Origin of the sequence: Paenibacillus borealis (assembly GCF_000758665.1) — a bacterium.
GTDB classification, from domain to species: Bacteria; Bacillota; Bacilli; order Paenibacillales; family Paenibacillaceae; genus Paenibacillus_AQ; species Paenibacillus_AQ borealis.
The window spans coordinates 3628206-3643535 of the sequence record NZ_CP009285.1; the positions used below are offsets into that span (position 1 = coordinate 3628206).

The window sequence follows — 15330 nt, forward strand, 5'->3', positions numbered from 1 at the left end:
GTCAAGAGTAACAGGCCTGTTCTTGTCGAATGATCAGTCCATTGTGCGTTTTTTGTAAAATATGGAGCCGTGATAAATGATTGACGGAAAATCAACCTACATATAATATATGTTTAATAGATTACGGCAGTGGATGCGGAAATGGTGTGAGCATTTGCTTTAATGCTTTCAAAGATGAAAGCGATAATGCTGAACCGCTAACCCAGGTTCGCGCGCTGAAACCGTAAAAGAAGAGGGGTTATCTGATGAAGAGAAAGCACATTTGGCTTGGCCTTAGTATGTCCTTGATGCTGGTGGCAGCAGGTTGCGGCAACAATAATGCAGCGGTAAATAATGGAGCAAATGCAGGAAATACACCGGCAAACGCAACTAGCGCTCCGGCAGACAACGGTTCTGCGGATACGAAATCCTACACGATCGCCATCTCGCAATATGTAGAACATCCGTCGCTGGATGCTACACGGGAAGGCTTCCTGGCAGCATTGAAGGATGCCGGCATTGTAGAAGGCGAGAACTTGACGGTAGATCTGGAGAATGCCCAGGCGGATCAGGCGAACAACCTGTCCATTGCCCAGAAGATTGCCGGTGACAAGAACGATCTGGTGCTGGCGATCGCCACTCCGTCCGCACAATCCATTGTGCAGAATGTGAGCAAGGATACGCCGGTTTTGTTCGCGGCTGTCACTGACCCGCTGGATGCCAAGATTGTAAGTGATCTGGATCATCCCGGCGGCAATGTCTCCGGCGCATCAGATACGAACCCTGAGTCAATTACACGTCTGATGAATTTCATCGCTACCCAATTCCCGGATGTGAAGAAGCTTGGGCTTGTGATTAATGAAGGTGAACCTAACGCAGTGGTTATGGCGGATATCGCCAAAGAAGAATTGGACAAACACGGAATTGAGCTGGTGAAGGCAGCTATCACGAATACTTCAGAGGTGAAGCAGGCAGCTGAATCCCTTGTAGGACGTGTGGATGCCCTTTATATTACACTGGATAACTCCGTTGTAAGCGGTGTGGATACAATTATTCAGACGGCTAATGACAACAAGCTGCCGTTCTTCTCTGCAGACCGTGATACAGTGGAGAAGGGTGCTTTTGCAACCGTGGGCTTCAAATACTATGATCATGGCTACCAGGTTGGCGAAATGGCAGTAGAAGTGCTTAAGAACGGCACAAGCCCGGGTGATCTGAAGGTAACGATGCAGGAGAAGCTGGACCTCATTCTTAACCTCAAAGCGGCAGCAGCACAGGGCATTGAAGTTACGGACGCCATGAAGGCTGAAGTAGCAGATCCGGACAATAACATTATTCAATAAAATACAGTCATTATAACGGGGCGTTTCCAATACGGGCGCCCTTTGCCGCTTGAGGGGGGAAGTCATCTATGTATAATTCATTAATCGGCGCCCTGGAAATGGGCTTGCTGTACGCTTTTATGGCACTCGGGGTGTATATTACGTTTCGTATTCTTGATTTCCCGGATTTAACTGTGGATGGAAGCTTCACCACCGGCGGCGCGATTGCTGCGGTCATGATTACCCACGGTTATTCTCCGCTGCTGGCAACATTCTGTGCACTGCTCGGCGGAATGGCAGCAGGCATGTGTACAGGACTCCTGCACACTAAAGGGAAGATCAACGGCCTGCTATCGGGGATTCTCATGATGATTGCGCTGTATTCCATCAATCTGCGGATTCTCGTCCGTCCCAATGTATCCTTAATGGGTGAGGAGTCCCTGTTTAGCACTGTTAATCCTTTGCTGGTAATGCCTTTTGTGGTTCTGCTGGTCAAGATTCTGATGGATCTGTTCCTGCGTACAGACCTTGGACTTGCATTGCGGGCTACGGGCGACAACGCCCGGATGATCCGCAGCTTCGGGGTCAATACGGATACTACGACTATTCTCGGCATCAGTCTGGCGAACGGAATGGTGGCCCTCTCGGGTGCGCTGATCGCTCAATATTCTACGTTTGCCGATTCATCCATGGGTATAGGTATGATTGTTATCGGGCTGGCTTCGGTAATTATCGGGGAAGCGATATTCGGTGCGGGCAGCGTCTTCCGCGCTACATTGGCTGTAGTGCTGGGCTCGATCGTCTACCGGATTGTTGTGGCGCTGGCTCTGCGTGTGCCATGGCTCAAGGCTTCGGATCTCAAGCTGATTACAGCTATTATAGTTATCATCGCCCTCGTCTTCCCGTCTGTTCAGCGGTTCGTGAAGCAGAAGACGATGGCCCGCAGACGGACCGAAGAGCTTGCGGAACTGACGCGCAGCAGCAAGAGAGGAGGGGCAGCCGATGCTAAAGCTTGATAATGTATCCAAGCTGTTCAACCCCGGTTCACCTGACGAGAAGATCGCCCTGCTGGGCATTGATCTGGAACTCAGTGCCGGAGATTTCGTGACTATTATCGGCAGCAACGGGGCCGGTAAATCGACATTAATGAACATCATCTCAGGTGTAATGAAGCCGGATCTCGGTGAAGCTCGTATTGAAGGCAGCTCCATCAGCAATCTGGCCGAATACCAGCGCGCCCGCTGGATTGGCCGGGTCTTCCAGGACCCGATGGCCGGTACGGCGCCGCACATGACCATTGAGGAGAACCTGGCCATGGCCTATAAGCGGGGCCAGAACCGCGGTCTGTCCTTCGGGGTGAATGCGTCCAGACGCACGCTGTTCCGTGAGCAGCTCAGCAAGCTGGGCATTGGCCTCGAGAACCGGCTCCGCGCTAAGGTGGGGCTGCTCTCCGGAGGTGAACGGCAGGCACTCAGCCTGCTGATGGCGACCTTCACCCAGCCGCAGATTCTGCTGCTGGATGAGCATACAGCCGCGCTGGACCCTTCGCGCGCTGAACTGATCACAAAACTTACGGAATCCATTGTCCGTGAGATGAAGCTGACTACACTGATGGTCACCCACAACATGGATCAGGCCATCCGTTTAGGTAACCGGCTGATCATGATGGACAAGGGATCGATCATTCTCGATTTTGATGAGTCCCGCAAGAAGGATCTGACGGTAGAGCGGCTGCTTGGTGAATTCGAAGCAATCAGCGGCCATAAGCTGGCGGATGACCGGATGATGCTGGGATAAGCAGGATTGAACCTGAAGAAGGCTTGAGAGCTGTCTGTTACTTGGACAGCTGCTCAAGCCTTTTTGGTGTTTACTTTTAATTTCTAATAGTGCGCAGGATCCGTTCAAATCCCATCAAGTGCTTCCTTCAGCTGAGCCAGATGCCGTTCTTCATGTATGCCGATGAAATCCACCCACTGGGCGACATCCATCGGACCGAACACCGGATGTGGGTATAGCTTGCGGTTCCACAGGCTTTCTTCACTCTGGTCGAGCACCGTCTTCAGGTCAGACCGGGACTGGTCCAGCCGGGCCCGTACATCCCCTAGCGGAATGAAATCCTCTGAAGGCACAAGGTGGGGAGGAGCATCGATGAACCGGTTACGGTCGAGCGTCAGCTGATAGGGTTTCGGTTCAGTGGTAGCTTCTTCCGTGGCAGCGAGCGCCTGTATAATCCCGGCGGTGATCGCTTTTTCCATCAGATACAAATGCTCCATCACCTGTACAGGTGACCATTTGCCTTCGGCAGGCTTCCGGTTCAGGGTCTCGGACGAGAGGCCGGAGACAGCTGCGCAGATCTGATCACGAATCTCTTCATTATGTTTCATCATGAGTAATAATCTCCTCTGTGTAGAAAAATAAAGGCGTGTCTAAAACCAATATCATTCATGCTTCTTAAATTATATCCCCAAATGTGCTTTATCAAAACAGCAAGGCCAAACGATTCACTATGCGGTATGAGAGGTATAATTTAAGGAAAGAACTTACTTGAACAATAACGACCTTAGGAGGAAACTACACATATGACCACTAAGAAACTGGAAGGCAAGGTTGCCATCGTAAGCGGAGGCGGCTCAGGCATTGGCCGGGCGTCGGTACTGGAATTCGCCAGAAACGGAGCTAAGGTAGCGCTTCTGGACCGGACTGTGGAGAACGCTGAGAAGGTGGTCCGGCAGGTGGAGCAGGAGGGCGGGCAAGCCGCTGTGTTTGAATGTGATATTGCCGAGCCGCAGCAGGTGGAGGAAGCCGTGAAGCAGGTTGTCGCCAAGTGGGGACAGCTGGACATCGTGTTCGCGAATGCCGGGATTAACGGTGCGATGACACCGATCGAAACGATGGATATTGAGTCCTGGGATCAGACGATTCAGATCAATCTGCGCGGAACCTTCGCTACAGTTAAATATGCGATCCCCCATCTGAAGGAGCATGGCGGCAGTATCCTGATCAACAGCTCCATCAACGGCAACCGGGTATTCTCCAATATCGGATTCTCGGCGTACAGCACTACGAAAGCCGGGCAGGTGGCATTTATGAAAATGGCGGCGCTGGAGCTGGCCCAGTACAAAATCCGCGTGAATGCTATTTGCCCAGGTGCAATTACCACAAATATTGATGACAATACGTACCCTTCGGATGATCTTAAGGAGGTGCAGATCGAGGTTGAATTCCCGGATGGCGGACAGCCGCTGGAAAAGGGGCCCGGTCGTCCTGATCAGGTGGCTAAGCTGGCGCTGTTCCTGGCTTCTGCAGATTCGGATCATATCACAGGAACCGAGATTTATTGTGATGGAGCAGAGTCGCTGCTGCATGGCTGATTCTTCTATTCGTACTTTAACACTCATATAATGGGTGAAGTGCAGCCTTTAACTGAAGCGGACGTTGTCCCTTTGCCGGAGCTCATCAGGTACCGATTGATGACCGGCTGCAGAGGTGCAGACGTCCGTTTTTTCTTTTAAATCTGCTTGCGAAAAATTACAGTAAAGATTGCAGTGCTTTTCAGGTATACTGATTCTATCTGTCATGGAGAGGAGGACAACAATGAATATTGATTTGCACACGGAGTCGATTGTGAAGCTGCTTGTGGCCATGCTGTTCGGGCTGTTCATCGGGATTGACCGGCAATTGAAACAGAAACCGCTGGGAATCCGGACCAGTATGGTCATCAGTATCGCCAGCTGTCTGGTAACGCTGGTCTCGATTCATGCGTATGACAAGTTCGGCGGGCCGGAGCATCCCAATATGGACCCGATGCGTCTTGCAGCGCAGATTGTGAGCGGTATCGGTTTTCTCGGTGCGGGCGTGATTCTGCGCAGAGGCGGGGACGCGATCTCCGGATTAACATCGGCGGCGCTGATCTGGACGGCATCCGGTATCGGGATTGCGGTCGGCGCGGGATTTTATGTAGAAGCGGGATATGCAGTTGTGCTGCTGATGTTCGCGGTCAATGCCGTACCCCTTCTTATCAAGGCCATCGGACCCGAGGTGCTGAACAAACATGAGATTTCGATTAAAATCATCATGGAGCCCAATTACATTCTGACTGATGTGATCCAGAAAATTGAACAGCGCCATATCATCACCGAGCAGCGCAAAACCCGTAAAACCGGCCGGACCATCCGGCGGATGAAGATCAAGGATCTGGAGGACGGGAGACAAATGATTGATATGGTAATCTCTGCACCGGACCGTGATTATGCTACAGAAATCTATTATGATGTGAAGAAAATTGAGCATGTCATGAGCGTCGAAGTGGAACAGCTGTAAAAATGACATGTTGCCGATCCGGCAGATGTGGTACTCTATCTATGAGAGAGTCATTATGAGCTTATGGAAGGGAGATTAATAATATTATGTCGATTACTGCATTTGAAGGACAATATGAGGGAGAAGCTGCAGTCTGGCTCAAAGCCGGACGTTATGAGGCTGCCATTCTGCCGGGCATCGGAGGCAACCTGATCTGCTTCCGTGATACTGAGAGCGGTTACCGTTTCCTGCATGAGCCAGGCGCAGAGGAAATGGAAGCATTCAAGGCAAGCCCCGGGATTCACGGCATTCCTGTATTGTTCCCGCCGAACCGTTATGAGGATGGAGAATTCCCGTGGAATGGACAAACCTACCGTTTGCCTGTTAATGAAGCCAAGACTGGCAACCATTTGCACGGATTCCTACATACAGCAGCCTGGGAGGTTGAAGAATTCGGCAGCGGCAAAAGCGAAAGCTTCGTCACTGTAGCGATCAAGGTGGATGAGCATCATCCTTCTTATCAATATCTGCCGTTCAAATACACCGTCAAGCTGCGCTATACTCTGGGAGAAGGCGGCCTGTCCCAACAGCTGCTGGTTCATAATGACGGCGAAGAGCTGATGCCTTGTCTGCTGGCGTTCCATACTGCCATTAATGCACCGTTCGCACCAGGCAGTACACCGCAGGATTACCGCGTGAAGCTGACTATCGGCGAGCGCTGGGAGCTGAGCGACCGGATGCTGCCGACCGGCAAATTCCAGGAGCTGACAGCGGATGAAGTGGCTCTGCGTGACGGGGGCTTGTACCCGTTCTATGCGCCAATGGACAACCACTATACCGCTGTAGCCCAGAATGGCCGCAACCGCATGGAGCTTACCGACAGCAAAGCCGGTGTTACGCTGGTCTATGATGTGGGAACCTCTTATAAGCAGTGGATGATCTGGAACAATGGCGCTACTGAAGGCTTCTTCTGTCCTGAGCCGCAGATCAATCTGGTTAATGCACCGAAGGTGGATCTTCCTGCGGATGACATCGGATTGTTCGGTCTGGAGCCGGGAGAGTATTGGGAGGAGACTAGCCGCCTGTATGTGAAGTAGGGGGATATATAGATTGAACCGTGAAAAATTCCGCTATGGGGATTAGCCGTGACTGCAGAGAATGTTTGACTTCCGGCCGCTGTTGTCCCCAGATTTCTTGATACATACCGCCGTTCGCGGTTGAAATCCGGTGACAAAGGCGGACGCTACCACTCCTACAGTTCAAACTTCTCTTCCGCCACTCCATCCTCATTGTATATTTTCAAGTTCAAGCTATATAGATGTGAAGAGTATAGAAAAAGAGCAGCGAAGTTTGCTGCTCTTTTTTGCGGGAAATAACGTGCTGGAAATCTCACATCCGGGGATTATGGAAGAGGCTGTGAGGTGCATAATACGAAGATGTACTTCTTTTGCATACTGAATTTTAAGGCGGCTTTAAGCTAAAAGGCGTATACTACTCCTTTAATCCAGTTAGGAGTGAATGAACTTGTCGCGTTTATGGTCTTCCAAACGTTTGTCGTATTTGCTGTTAGTCTTGCTGGCCGGGGGATTTGTACTGAATTATTTCCTGCAGGCGGCTTCCTTTAGTATGAATTTGACGGGTGCACTGCATTGGATCGGCAGGTATCCATGGCTGTATGGTGCAGGAAGTCTGTTCATTTTCTTCATCCTGCTCTTAAGTTCAATGATATTGCCTAATACATATGCTGGTCCTGCGGTTGTCAGTGTACTATGTCTGCTGCTGGGTGTTGCCGATTATCAGAAGCTTGTTACGAGGGGAGAACCTCTCTTCCCTTGGGATCTTATGCTGGTCAAAAATGCCGGTGAAATGAGCAAGATTACCAAAGGTATGATCTCACCGCTGGCGGTAATAGCCGCAATATTAGTGGTTGCCGGTCTGGCGTACATGATCCGCAAGCTGCCGAGGAACAGAATCAAGCTGGTTTTGCGCTTAAGTCTGGGCGGGATCTCAGTGGCGCTGAGCGCAGGTTTTCTTGTGCTTGTCTCGGGCCAGTCGTCTGTTGTTACGGCTATGAACTACCAGAACATCTTCTGGAACCAGAAGGTGAACTACACACAAAACGGATTCATCTTTGCTTTTGCCGGAAATTTGCGCCAGAGCCTGCTGGAGAAGCCGGAAGGGTACAGCCGGGAAGCGGTTGAAGCGGTGGCAGCCAAGTATTCGGCACTGCCGGATGAACCGGCAGCAGCCATTCCTGGAGAACAGCCGAATATTCTGTTTATGATGGATGAGGCTTTCTTTGATCCTACGCGTCTGCCGGGGTATACCTTAAGCGAAGATCCGCTGAAGTTCATTCATGAGGCGGCGGATGAGACTCCGTCAGGTTACTTGCTGTCTCCGGAATTCGGCGGCAATACCGCCAATGTTGAATTCGAGGCGCTGACCGGGCTGTCGATGTATTTCCTGGGGGACGGAACGATTCCCTATCAACAGCGGATAGTCAAAATGTCCTCGCTGCCGTCGATCGTCAGTATTCTGAAATCGCGCGGCTATCAGGCACAGGCACTGCACCCGTTCGATGAGACGTTCTATAACCGCAACCGGGTCTATCCGGTACTGGGGTTTGACAGCTTCACCAGTGAAAAGGATCTGCCGGATGCTGCCCGCATCACCCCGGACGGCTATATCTCTGACAAAGCCGCTGTGCAGGAGGCTGTTAAGGAGCTTAAGTCAGCATCCGGACCGGTCTTCCTGCATCTGGTGACCATGCAGAATCATTTCCCGTTCACCAAAGGTCTGAACGGACCGAACACGATTACTGTAGATGGCGGGCAGGCGGAACAGAAGGATGAGCTGGAAACCTATGTGCAGGATACTAAGCTGACTGACGAGGCACTGGCCTATTTGCAGCAGGAGCTGCTGACGATTGAACGTCCGACCATTGCTGTATTCTGGGGTGACCATCTGCCGGCACTGACCGCCGGGATCTATACAGAGGCTGGCTGGGATCAGGAGCCGAGGCTGAAGCACGAGACGCAGCTGCTGCTTCTGGCTAACTATGATATCGGGAATGAGCCGCTGGGCACACTTAGCCCGGCCTTCCTTGGCCCGGCCGTCTTTAGACTATCCGGCCAGGCACTTCCTGCTTATTACAAGCTGCTGGAGCAGGTGCAGGAAGAGATCCCCGGACTCAGCAAGGATGTGCTGATCGGGTCCGGCAGCAGCGTAATCCTGAATGAATTGACACCAGACCAGGAGGAACTGCTCGCGGACTATCGCCTGATCGAGTATGACCTGCTGGAAGGGGAGCAGTATGCGGAGGGTTTAATGTTCTAACCGGAAGGGCTAGAATCAGCGCAGCCCCACATCATGGAAGCGGTTCTCGATCGGCTCGCGCAGCAGCAGGCGGATGGACTGAATTGCTTCGGCCTCGGACTGTTTAGCTTCGCGGATGAGATCAAGCAGTTCTTTGGGCCGGCGGTAGATTGTTGAGTGTACCGGGTTCTGGCTTAATCGCGCTGCGATTTCAACATAGACAGCAGAGAGGTGCTCATAATGGCTGGCGGTGGGTTCGAGCTCTGGCCAATATTTACAGGCATCTCTTGTGTAGCAGGAGGTGTCTTGCTTACTGGCTGCATAGAAAACCAGGGTTTCATAAGCTCCGGTAACATCACAAGTATTGCGCGACAAGGCGTCCAGCATGGCATCATAAGCCTGCAGCCCGCAGGCATACTGCGATTCCGGCAGCATCGGGTCATGTACCTCTGCCTTGTATACAGCCTGGAGGAAGGATTCTCTGAGCACCTGCCGTAAGTCCTTACGGATCTGTCCTTCGAAGATCTGACAATGCCAATAAGGGCTCTCATTCCTTCCCAGCTGATCATAAGGCAGCTCAAGTTCTGCTCTCGAAGAAATTTCATTGTAGTAGAACACCTGCTTGTGATCATCGAAACGGGTTATCACCACAAACTGATCTTTCCAGCAAATGACAGGAGTACCCTGCTCAAGCGATTTGCGGATTTCCAGGATAGCCTGCTTCTGATAGAGCGGAAACGTAGGCGCGAAATGAAACCCTGCCGCCTGAGTGGAGACAATGCCGATTAAATCTGCTGCTACCGTGTGCTCAGCCATCCAGTTATAGGCTGTAGGTGAGTCCCGGTGAAGCTGCCTGTGCACGGACAGACGGAAACAGAAGGCAGTCATTCCGGATAACATATATTTGGGCAATGTGAACCAGTCGTTAGCCGACAGGACCTGGTGCATGGCATCCACATAAGAATGAGTGAACTGTGGAGGATGCACAGCCGCCGGTACTGAATCCAATTCTGTTCTGTTCATCATCTGGCCGTATGCGCCCCCCATCTAGGCAGAATGGATCGTTTCAGATCCGGGTACCGCCCGGAGATTAGTCTAATCTGCTGCATCGCGCGTTCCTCCAGCTCAAACGCCTGCTGCAGGGTGGTACAGAGTGAGGGAAGCTGCTGGTGCACCACCGCCCGGCTGCTCTTAATCAACGGAAGTGCAGCCTTCAACTGCCCGCGCACCATCTCCTCAAGCTCGGCATAAATACTGTGTACCTCATTCAGTCCCGGCAATACGGACTTAACCTCCTGCAGATAACTCCGGATCTCTGAGCGCGCCGTCAGGTAAGATTCGAGAATATAGACGGCACCGCCGCTGTCGAACTCTCCCTGCTGAAGAGCCCGGATTAGGAAACTGTAAGCCAGTCTGCCAGATGCAATGCTCTGATCGGGCAGTGTTTTGTACGGGGTCTCCCAATCCTCCAGGGCAAGCCTCAGTGATTCCAGTACAGCGTCACGCAGCGGAATATCCACCTTATCCCCGATAAACTGGCAATACCAGAACGGGGTAATGTTGAGGCCAAAGTTATCGTAGAGCACATACCGGGTCTCGCTGGACGATCCCTCCTGCACATAGAACACCCGGTCTTCCTCATCATAACCGTGAATAACGCCGAACTCCGGTATCCAGTAGATGCATGCCAGGCCCAGGTTCAGACTCTGCTTCACACTATCAATGGCAGCCTGTTGATATACGGCGAACGAATCATGTCTTGTTCTCCCTCCGCTATTGCCGGTAAGGATGCCGAGATTATCGATGGCCGGTTCATGCTCTTTGCCCCACTGTCCATACGCAGTAACGGAGAAGGGGAAGAGCTTCTCATGCACGGAGAATTTGAAGGCCATCCCGCTGAGCCCGGAGAGCATGAATTTGGGTCCATGGAATAACCCGGCTGCAGTGAGAATGGCGTAGAGGGCATCGGTAAAAGATTTGGATTCGCGCTTCATTTGTATTCCGTTAATGATCACTCCGGCTCTCCTGTTCATTCAGCAGATTCATTAATTTCTGGCATCTGATCCTAACCTTCTCTTTCAGCCATTTGGGGGACAGAATTCCGGTCCATTCCGAGCTGAACAGCTGCCCCAGAAAGGCATCCGTGTCATAAAACTCAATTTCATAGACATCTCCGTCGGTGGAGCGGATGGTATAACCTCCCCATGAGGAATCCGCAGGTGTCCCGCTCAGCCTGATTCTGGCTGTGAACGGCTTCAGCTGTTTATTCTGTCCCGGGGGAGCAACTGAGAATTCTTCGTCCGCTGCAAAATATCTGTCCGTCAGTTTCAACTGCTGGATCTCAGTCAAGTTAAAGAGCTCTGTCCGGGAATTCCCTTCTACGGCAGCAACCACATAATCTTCCTCCAGACGGTGGCTCAGCTTCAGTGGACAGAGATATAATTCCCGGGGGTGATCCGGCTGCTTCCGGCAGAGGATGTGGACTACCCTTCGTGTTTGAATAGCTTGCTCTAAGAGCCCGATAACCTGCAAACGCCGGGCATCCACTTCAAACACAGGCAGCATGAATTCCCCCGGCTGCTGGGGCTGATCTGTGAATCGTTCCAGCAGGCCGCCGACTCTCCGGATAGTCTGGCCGTTCTCATAATCATAATGGCTGTAACGGTAAGCCAGATATTTCAATACCCGCTGCTCTTCGTCGGTGATATACAGATGAGGCAGCACAAAGCTGTTATCCTCGTACATATACCCGCGCTGGCTGGCCACATACCGGAGTGGAGCCCGCAGAGATTCCGCCATATATTCAATATCCCGCTGCGCCTGGCGCCTGGAGATCTCGAATTGCTCCGCAAGAATATTACTGTTCGGATAACAGGCATTTCTGATTTGCTGGTCAAACCACTGAATACGGTGAATATGGCTCATGCGGCTCCGCTCCTTTCTGTCAGATTTCAGTATAGCGTCTGATGAACTTCCACCGCAACAAGGCAAAGATGCCGCCCTGGCTCCATGCATGAAGCATGAAGCCGGGCGGACATCAGGGTTGTGCCTACTTGGTTACGGCATCTACTTTGGCTTGCGGCGCCTTGTCACAGCGCTTGCAGACCTTCAGAACTTCACCATCAGACTTTACTTTTGTGTAGAGCAGCTTAATTCTGGTTGTTCCGCAGACCGGGCAGGTGCCGCGGCCATGGGAGGGCAGGGTCCAGAGTACCCGTCCGCGTTTTGTTTTTACCATTTGTGTAGTCCTCATTTCAGCAATTTGAATGTTACTGGTCCAGTATAAAACAGCTGATACGACATAAAATGTCGCATTAGATTCATAATTCTAAGAGGAAGGCCTCTGGTCCGCCTAACGAATGCTCCAGCCGGAACGGTTCGGTTAAACGGATCGTAATTGACGGGAAACCCGCCAAGCCCTTAGACTAGACTGGACATCGATCAGGGCAAGTTGGCCGGTGCCCTTTACTTCTTGTCTTGAAAGGGGTTACATATGTGAAAAAGCTCTGGCTCGTCTATGTGCTGCTGATTGGCATCTTCCTGATCTACGTGCTGAATTACAAGCAGCAGAGTGATTCGGCAGATCCGTGGGAGACAGCCGGACTGCGCGGGAATATTGAAGATAAATATGTGATGGTTACGTTCCAGATCGGTATTGATTACTGGAAAAGCGTACTGAAGGGCTTCGAGGATGCGGCAGAGGAGCTTAATGTGTCCGTGGAATATCACGGCTCGACCCAGCATAATGCCAATGAACAGATGACCGTGCTGGAGCAGACCATCGCCAAGAAGCCGGCGGGGATTGCGATTTCGGCGGTGAATTCCAAGCTGCTCACGGCGACAATCAACAAGGCGGTGGAGGCCGGCATTCCGGTAGTATTATTTGATTCGGGAGCGCCGGACAGCAAGGCCTACTCCTTCCTGGGGACGGATAATTATAATGCCGGAACCCAGGCCGCACACAAGATGGCTGAGCTGACCGGCAGCAAAGGTGAAGTGGCCATAATCACCACGCCTGACCAGCATAATCATCAGGAACGGACAGATGGGTTCAGGGATACCATCCGCAGTCAATATCCGGAGATGACGCTTGTGGCCGTCAAGAATGGCCGGGGAGACCAGGTGGCCTCGCGGGAAGCTGCCGAACAGCTGCTGGCCGGGTACCCGCAGCTGGCCGGGATTTTTGCTACGGAATCTAATGGCGGCATCGGTGTGGCGGAGGCGGTAGATGCAGCTCACGGAACCGGCCCGGCACCGCAGATTATCAGCTTCGATACCGATAAGGGTACACTCGATCTGGTGAAGGAAGGCAAGATTGCTGCAACCATGGCCCAGGGAACCTGGAATATGGGCTACTGGTCGCTGACAGAGCTGTTTCATCTGCACCGTGACCTGGAAGCGGACCCTGAAGCATATGCCAACAATAAGCCGCTGCCCGTACCGGATACGGTCGATACCGGGATAGATGTGGTCACACAGGTGAACGTGGATAATTATTATGCCAAGTAGGCTGCGGAAGAGGGGGAGCGGGTCATGCGCAAGGGCAGCCTGAACATGGAGAAGCTGAAGCTGAACAATATGCCGATCCGCTACAAGCTGATTATTCACTTTTTGCTGATCAGCATTCTGCCTTCCATCGGGCTTGGGCTGCTGATTGGCTGGACCGTTGACCGGATCGTGGAGGAACAGAGCAACGAGAACACGGTGCAGCTGATCGGCAAAGTGAATACGGCGATTGAGAACGATGTGGAGAATCTGCAGAAGATTACCTATCTGATTTCGTTTGACCCCGGTGTGCAGGAATTTCTGAATGGTAATGTGACGGGTAACGGACAGCCGGACAGTACTGCGGGCAACGGGGAGTCTGCGGAATATAACATCCGCAAGTTTCTGCAGGGCTTCACTACGCTCAGCTCCGAGATTGCCGGGATTATGCTGGTCAATAGTGAAGGCGATTTCATCAGCAATGAGATGTATACCCGTTCCGGTACCCAGCTGACGGAGGAAGCCTGGTACAAGCAGGCGGCGGAGAACAAGGGGATCTTCAAGATTGTCGGGCACCCTTACGGCCGCGCTGTAATGTCCCATGTGGATTATAAGGAGAGCGAGGTGGTCTCCGCCGTACGGGCGATTGTTGATCCTGAAACGCAGGTTGTGCAGGGCGTGGTGCTGGTCGACCTGAAGCTGCGGGTCATTGCCGAGACGGCCAGAGATGTCACACTGGGCAAGACGGGCTACCTGACGGTGGTGGACGACAACGGGGAGATGATCTACGCGCCGCAGCACCCTTTTATGCAAAAGATTCCGGCAGGCCTGTTCACCGAGTCTTCGGGTATCACCTCGGAAATCGTGGACGGCCGCCATTTGCAGCTGATCTACCGGACGTCCCCCTTTACAGGCTGGACAACGATGGGCGTGTTTCCGATGGATGAGTCAGCCTTTGGGGTGCGCGAGATTACCTTCAATGTCGTAACCTTCGTGTTTGTAGTCTGTATGCTGGGGATGACGGCATCCTTCTATCTCGCATATTCCATATCCCGTCCGATCGGACAGCTGGCCTCCTTCATGAGCAAGGCGCAGTCGGGCGATCTGACGATCCGCTACTGGGGGAACCGTTCCGATGAGATCGGGCTGCTGGGGCGCAGCTTCAATACCATGCTGGCCCAGATTGGCCGGCTGTTATCCCTGACCGAACTGCAGGCGCGGCAAAAGAGGGAAGCGGAGCTGCGCAGTCTGCAGGCGCATATTAAACCGCATTTTCTCTATAATACGCTGGATACGATTCACTGGATGGCCCGCAGTAAAGGGGCGGAGGATATTGCCGAGGTGGTGCAGTCCCTGTCCAAGCTGTTCCGGCTGGGCTTAAGCAAAGGGAGCGATATGATTCCGCTCTCCGATGAACTGGAGCATATCGTCAGTTATCTGAAGATCCAGCATGTCCGCTACAGCAGCAAGCTGTCGTATTCCATCGAAGTGGAGCCGCAGCTTCAGGAGCTGTATGTGCTCAAGCTGCTGCTGCAGCCGATGGTGGAGAATGCGATCTATCACGGCATTAAGGAACGCCGCGGCCCCGGACATCTCTCTATACAGGTCACCGAAAGGGAGAATGAGCTATACCTTACGGTTCGCGATGACGGAGCGGGAATCACTCCGGAGCGGTTGATTCTGCTGAAGCAGCGGCTTGATACTGTAGGGACACAGGACAGCGGGCATACGGAGACAGAAGCGCCGCTGCCGGATAGCACGGGGAGCGGTTACGGCATTCTGAACGTGCAGGCACGGATTAGACTAACCTATGGGAAACCGTATGGTATTACGATTGAAAGTGAGCCCGGAAGCGGCACGGTTGTAACCGTCCGGCATCCGGTGGTCCGTGACAGTTATCCTGAGAAGGATTAAGGAAGAGGAGGATATC

General features: G+C 52.5%; 14 protein-coding genes. 9 read left to right on the plus strand and 5 right to left on the minus strand.

Features of this window, described 5'->3' with window-relative positions; translation table 11 throughout:
* Positions 1–245: 245 nt before the first annotated feature.
* From PBOR_RS15130 to PBOR_RS15140, 3 genes are all read left to right on the plus strand, one after another.
* A complete protein-coding gene (locus PBOR_RS15130) occupies positions 246–1322 on the plus strand; it encodes an ABC transporter substrate-binding protein (protein ID WP_042212943.1) in 1077 nt (358 codons plus the stop codon).
* Positions 1323–1390: 68 nt separating this feature from the next.
* Entirely contained in the window at positions 1391–2317 is a 927-nt protein-coding gene (locus PBOR_RS15135) for an ABC transporter permease (RefSeq protein WP_042219439.1), read from the plus strand.
* Positions 2304–3098, plus strand: coding sequence for an ABC transporter ATP-binding protein (locus PBOR_RS15140; protein WP_042212945.1), 795 nt, complete (start codon positions 2304–2306; stop codon positions 3096–3098). The genes PBOR_RS15135 and PBOR_RS15140 overlap by 14 nt, the downstream gene beginning before the upstream one ends.
* Positions 3099–3202: 104 nt before the next feature.
* Here PBOR_RS15140 and PBOR_RS15145 read toward each other — a convergent pair whose 3' ends face one another.
* Positions 3203–3688 carry a DinB family protein gene (locus tag PBOR_RS15145; RefSeq protein WP_052429488.1) on the minus strand — a complete coding sequence of 162 codons (486 nt, stop codon included), beginning with the start codon at positions 3686–3688 and terminating at the stop codon, positions 3203–3205.
* Positions 3689–3880: 192 nt separating this feature from the next.
* Between PBOR_RS15145 and PBOR_RS15150 the strand changes: the two genes are divergently transcribed.
* The 4 genes from PBOR_RS15150 to PBOR_RS15165 all read left to right on the plus strand — a co-directional run bounded on the left by PBOR_RS15150 (position 3881) and on the right by PBOR_RS15165 (position 8936).
* Positions 3881–4672 carry an SDR family oxidoreductase gene (locus PBOR_RS15150; RefSeq protein ID WP_042212948.1) on the plus strand — a complete coding sequence of 264 codons (792 nt, stop codon included), beginning with the start codon at positions 3881–3883 and terminating at the stop codon, positions 4670–4672.
* 223 nt (positions 4673–4895) lie between these two features.
* Positions 4896–5621 (plus strand): MgtC/SapB family protein, encoded by a 726-nt coding sequence (locus tag PBOR_RS15155; RefSeq protein WP_042212949.1) that lies wholly within the window; start codon positions 4896–4898, stop codon positions 5619–5621.
* Positions 5622–5707: 86 nt separating this feature from the next.
* Positions 5708–6697, plus strand: coding sequence for an aldose 1-epimerase (locus PBOR_RS15160; protein WP_042212951.1), 990 nt, complete (start codon positions 5708–5710; stop codon positions 6695–6697).
* A gap of 427 nt (positions 6698–7124) precedes the next feature.
* On the plus strand, positions 7125–8936 hold the full coding sequence (locus tag PBOR_RS15165; RefSeq protein WP_052429489.1) for an LTA synthase family protein: 1812 nt from the start codon (positions 7125–7127) through the stop codon (positions 8934–8936).
* Positions 8937–8951: 15 nt separating this feature from the next.
* Here the strand turns inward: PBOR_RS15165 and PBOR_RS15170 are convergent, their stop codons facing one another.
* From PBOR_RS15170 to PBOR_RS15185, 4 genes are all read right to left on the minus strand, one after another.
* Entirely contained in the window at positions 8952–9941 is a 990-nt protein-coding gene (locus PBOR_RS15170; RefSeq protein ID WP_042212954.1) for a hypothetical protein, read from the minus strand.
* Positions 9938–10930 (minus strand): hypothetical protein, encoded by a 993-nt coding sequence (locus tag PBOR_RS15175; RefSeq protein ID WP_245648190.1) that lies wholly within the window; start codon positions 10928–10930, stop codon positions 9938–9940. The genes PBOR_RS15170 and PBOR_RS15175 overlap by 4 nt, the downstream gene beginning before the upstream one ends.
* The gene (locus tag PBOR_RS15180; protein WP_042212959.1) at positions 10920–11840 is read right to left on the minus strand and encodes a helix-turn-helix transcriptional regulator; all 921 of its coding nucleotides are present in this window, start codon (positions 11838–11840) and stop codon (positions 10920–10922) included. The genes PBOR_RS15175 and PBOR_RS15180 overlap by 11 nt, the downstream gene beginning before the upstream one ends.
* A 124-nt stretch (positions 11841–11964) precedes the next feature.
* Entirely contained in the window at positions 11965–12153 is a 189-nt protein-coding gene (locus PBOR_RS15185) for a hypothetical protein (RefSeq protein ID WP_042212961.1), read from the minus strand.
* A gap of 257 nt (positions 12154–12410) precedes the next feature.
* Between PBOR_RS15185 and PBOR_RS15190 the strand changes: the two genes are divergently transcribed.
* The gene (locus PBOR_RS15190) at positions 12411–13424 is read left to right on the plus strand and encodes a substrate-binding domain-containing protein (RefSeq protein ID WP_042212964.1); all 1014 of its coding nucleotides are present in this window, start codon (positions 12411–12413) and stop codon (positions 13422–13424) included.
* 24 nt (positions 13425–13448) lie between these two features.
* Positions 13449–15314: a cache domain-containing sensor histidine kinase gene (locus PBOR_RS15195; protein ID WP_042212967.1), complete on the plus strand. Its 1866-nt coding sequence runs from the start codon at positions 13449–13451 to the stop codon at positions 15312–15314.
* Positions 15315–15330 lie beyond the last annotated feature (16 nt).

Excerpts from the sequence above, each read along its gene's own strand:
- PBOR_RS15195 (WP_042212967.1), top strand. The coding sequence starts at position 13,449 with ATGCGCAAGGGCAGCCTGAACATGGAGAAGCTGAAGCTGAACAATATG.
- PBOR_RS15130 (WP_042212943.1), top strand. The coding sequence starts at position 246 with ATGAAGAGAAAGCACATTTGGCTTGGCCTTAGTATGTCCTTGATGCTG.
- PBOR_RS15160 (WP_042212951.1), top strand. The coding sequence starts at position 5,708 with ATGTCGATTACTGCATTTGAAGGACAATATGAGGGAGAAGCTGCAGTC.
- PBOR_RS15185 (WP_042212961.1), bottom strand. The coding sequence starts at position 12,153 with ATGGTAAAAACAAAACGCGGACGGGTACTCTGGACCCTGCCCTCCCAT.
- PBOR_RS15180 (WP_042212959.1), bottom strand. The coding sequence starts at position 11,840 with ATGAGCCATATTCACCGTATTCAGTGGTTTGACCAGCAAATCAGAAAT.
- PBOR_RS15135 (WP_042219439.1), top strand. The coding sequence starts at position 1,391 with ATGTATAATTCATTAATCGGCGCCCTGGAAATGGGCTTGCTGTACGCT.
- PBOR_RS15150 (WP_042212948.1), top strand. The coding sequence starts at position 3,881 with ATGACCACTAAGAAACTGGAAGGCAAGGTTGCCATCGTAAGCGGAGGC.
- PBOR_RS15170 (WP_042212954.1), bottom strand. The coding sequence starts at position 9,941 with ATGATGAACAGAACAGAATTGGATTCAGTACCGGCGGCTGTGCATCCT.
- PBOR_RS15155 (WP_042212949.1), top strand. The coding sequence starts at position 4,896 with ATGAATATTGATTTGCACACGGAGTCGATTGTGAAGCTGCTTGTGGCC.
- PBOR_RS15145 (WP_052429488.1), bottom strand. The coding sequence starts at position 3,688 with ATGATGAAACATAATGAAGAGATTCGTGATCAGATCTGCGCAGCTGTC.
- PBOR_RS15140 (WP_042212945.1), top strand. The coding sequence starts at position 2,304 with ATGCTAAAGCTTGATAATGTATCCAAGCTGTTCAACCCCGGTTCACCT.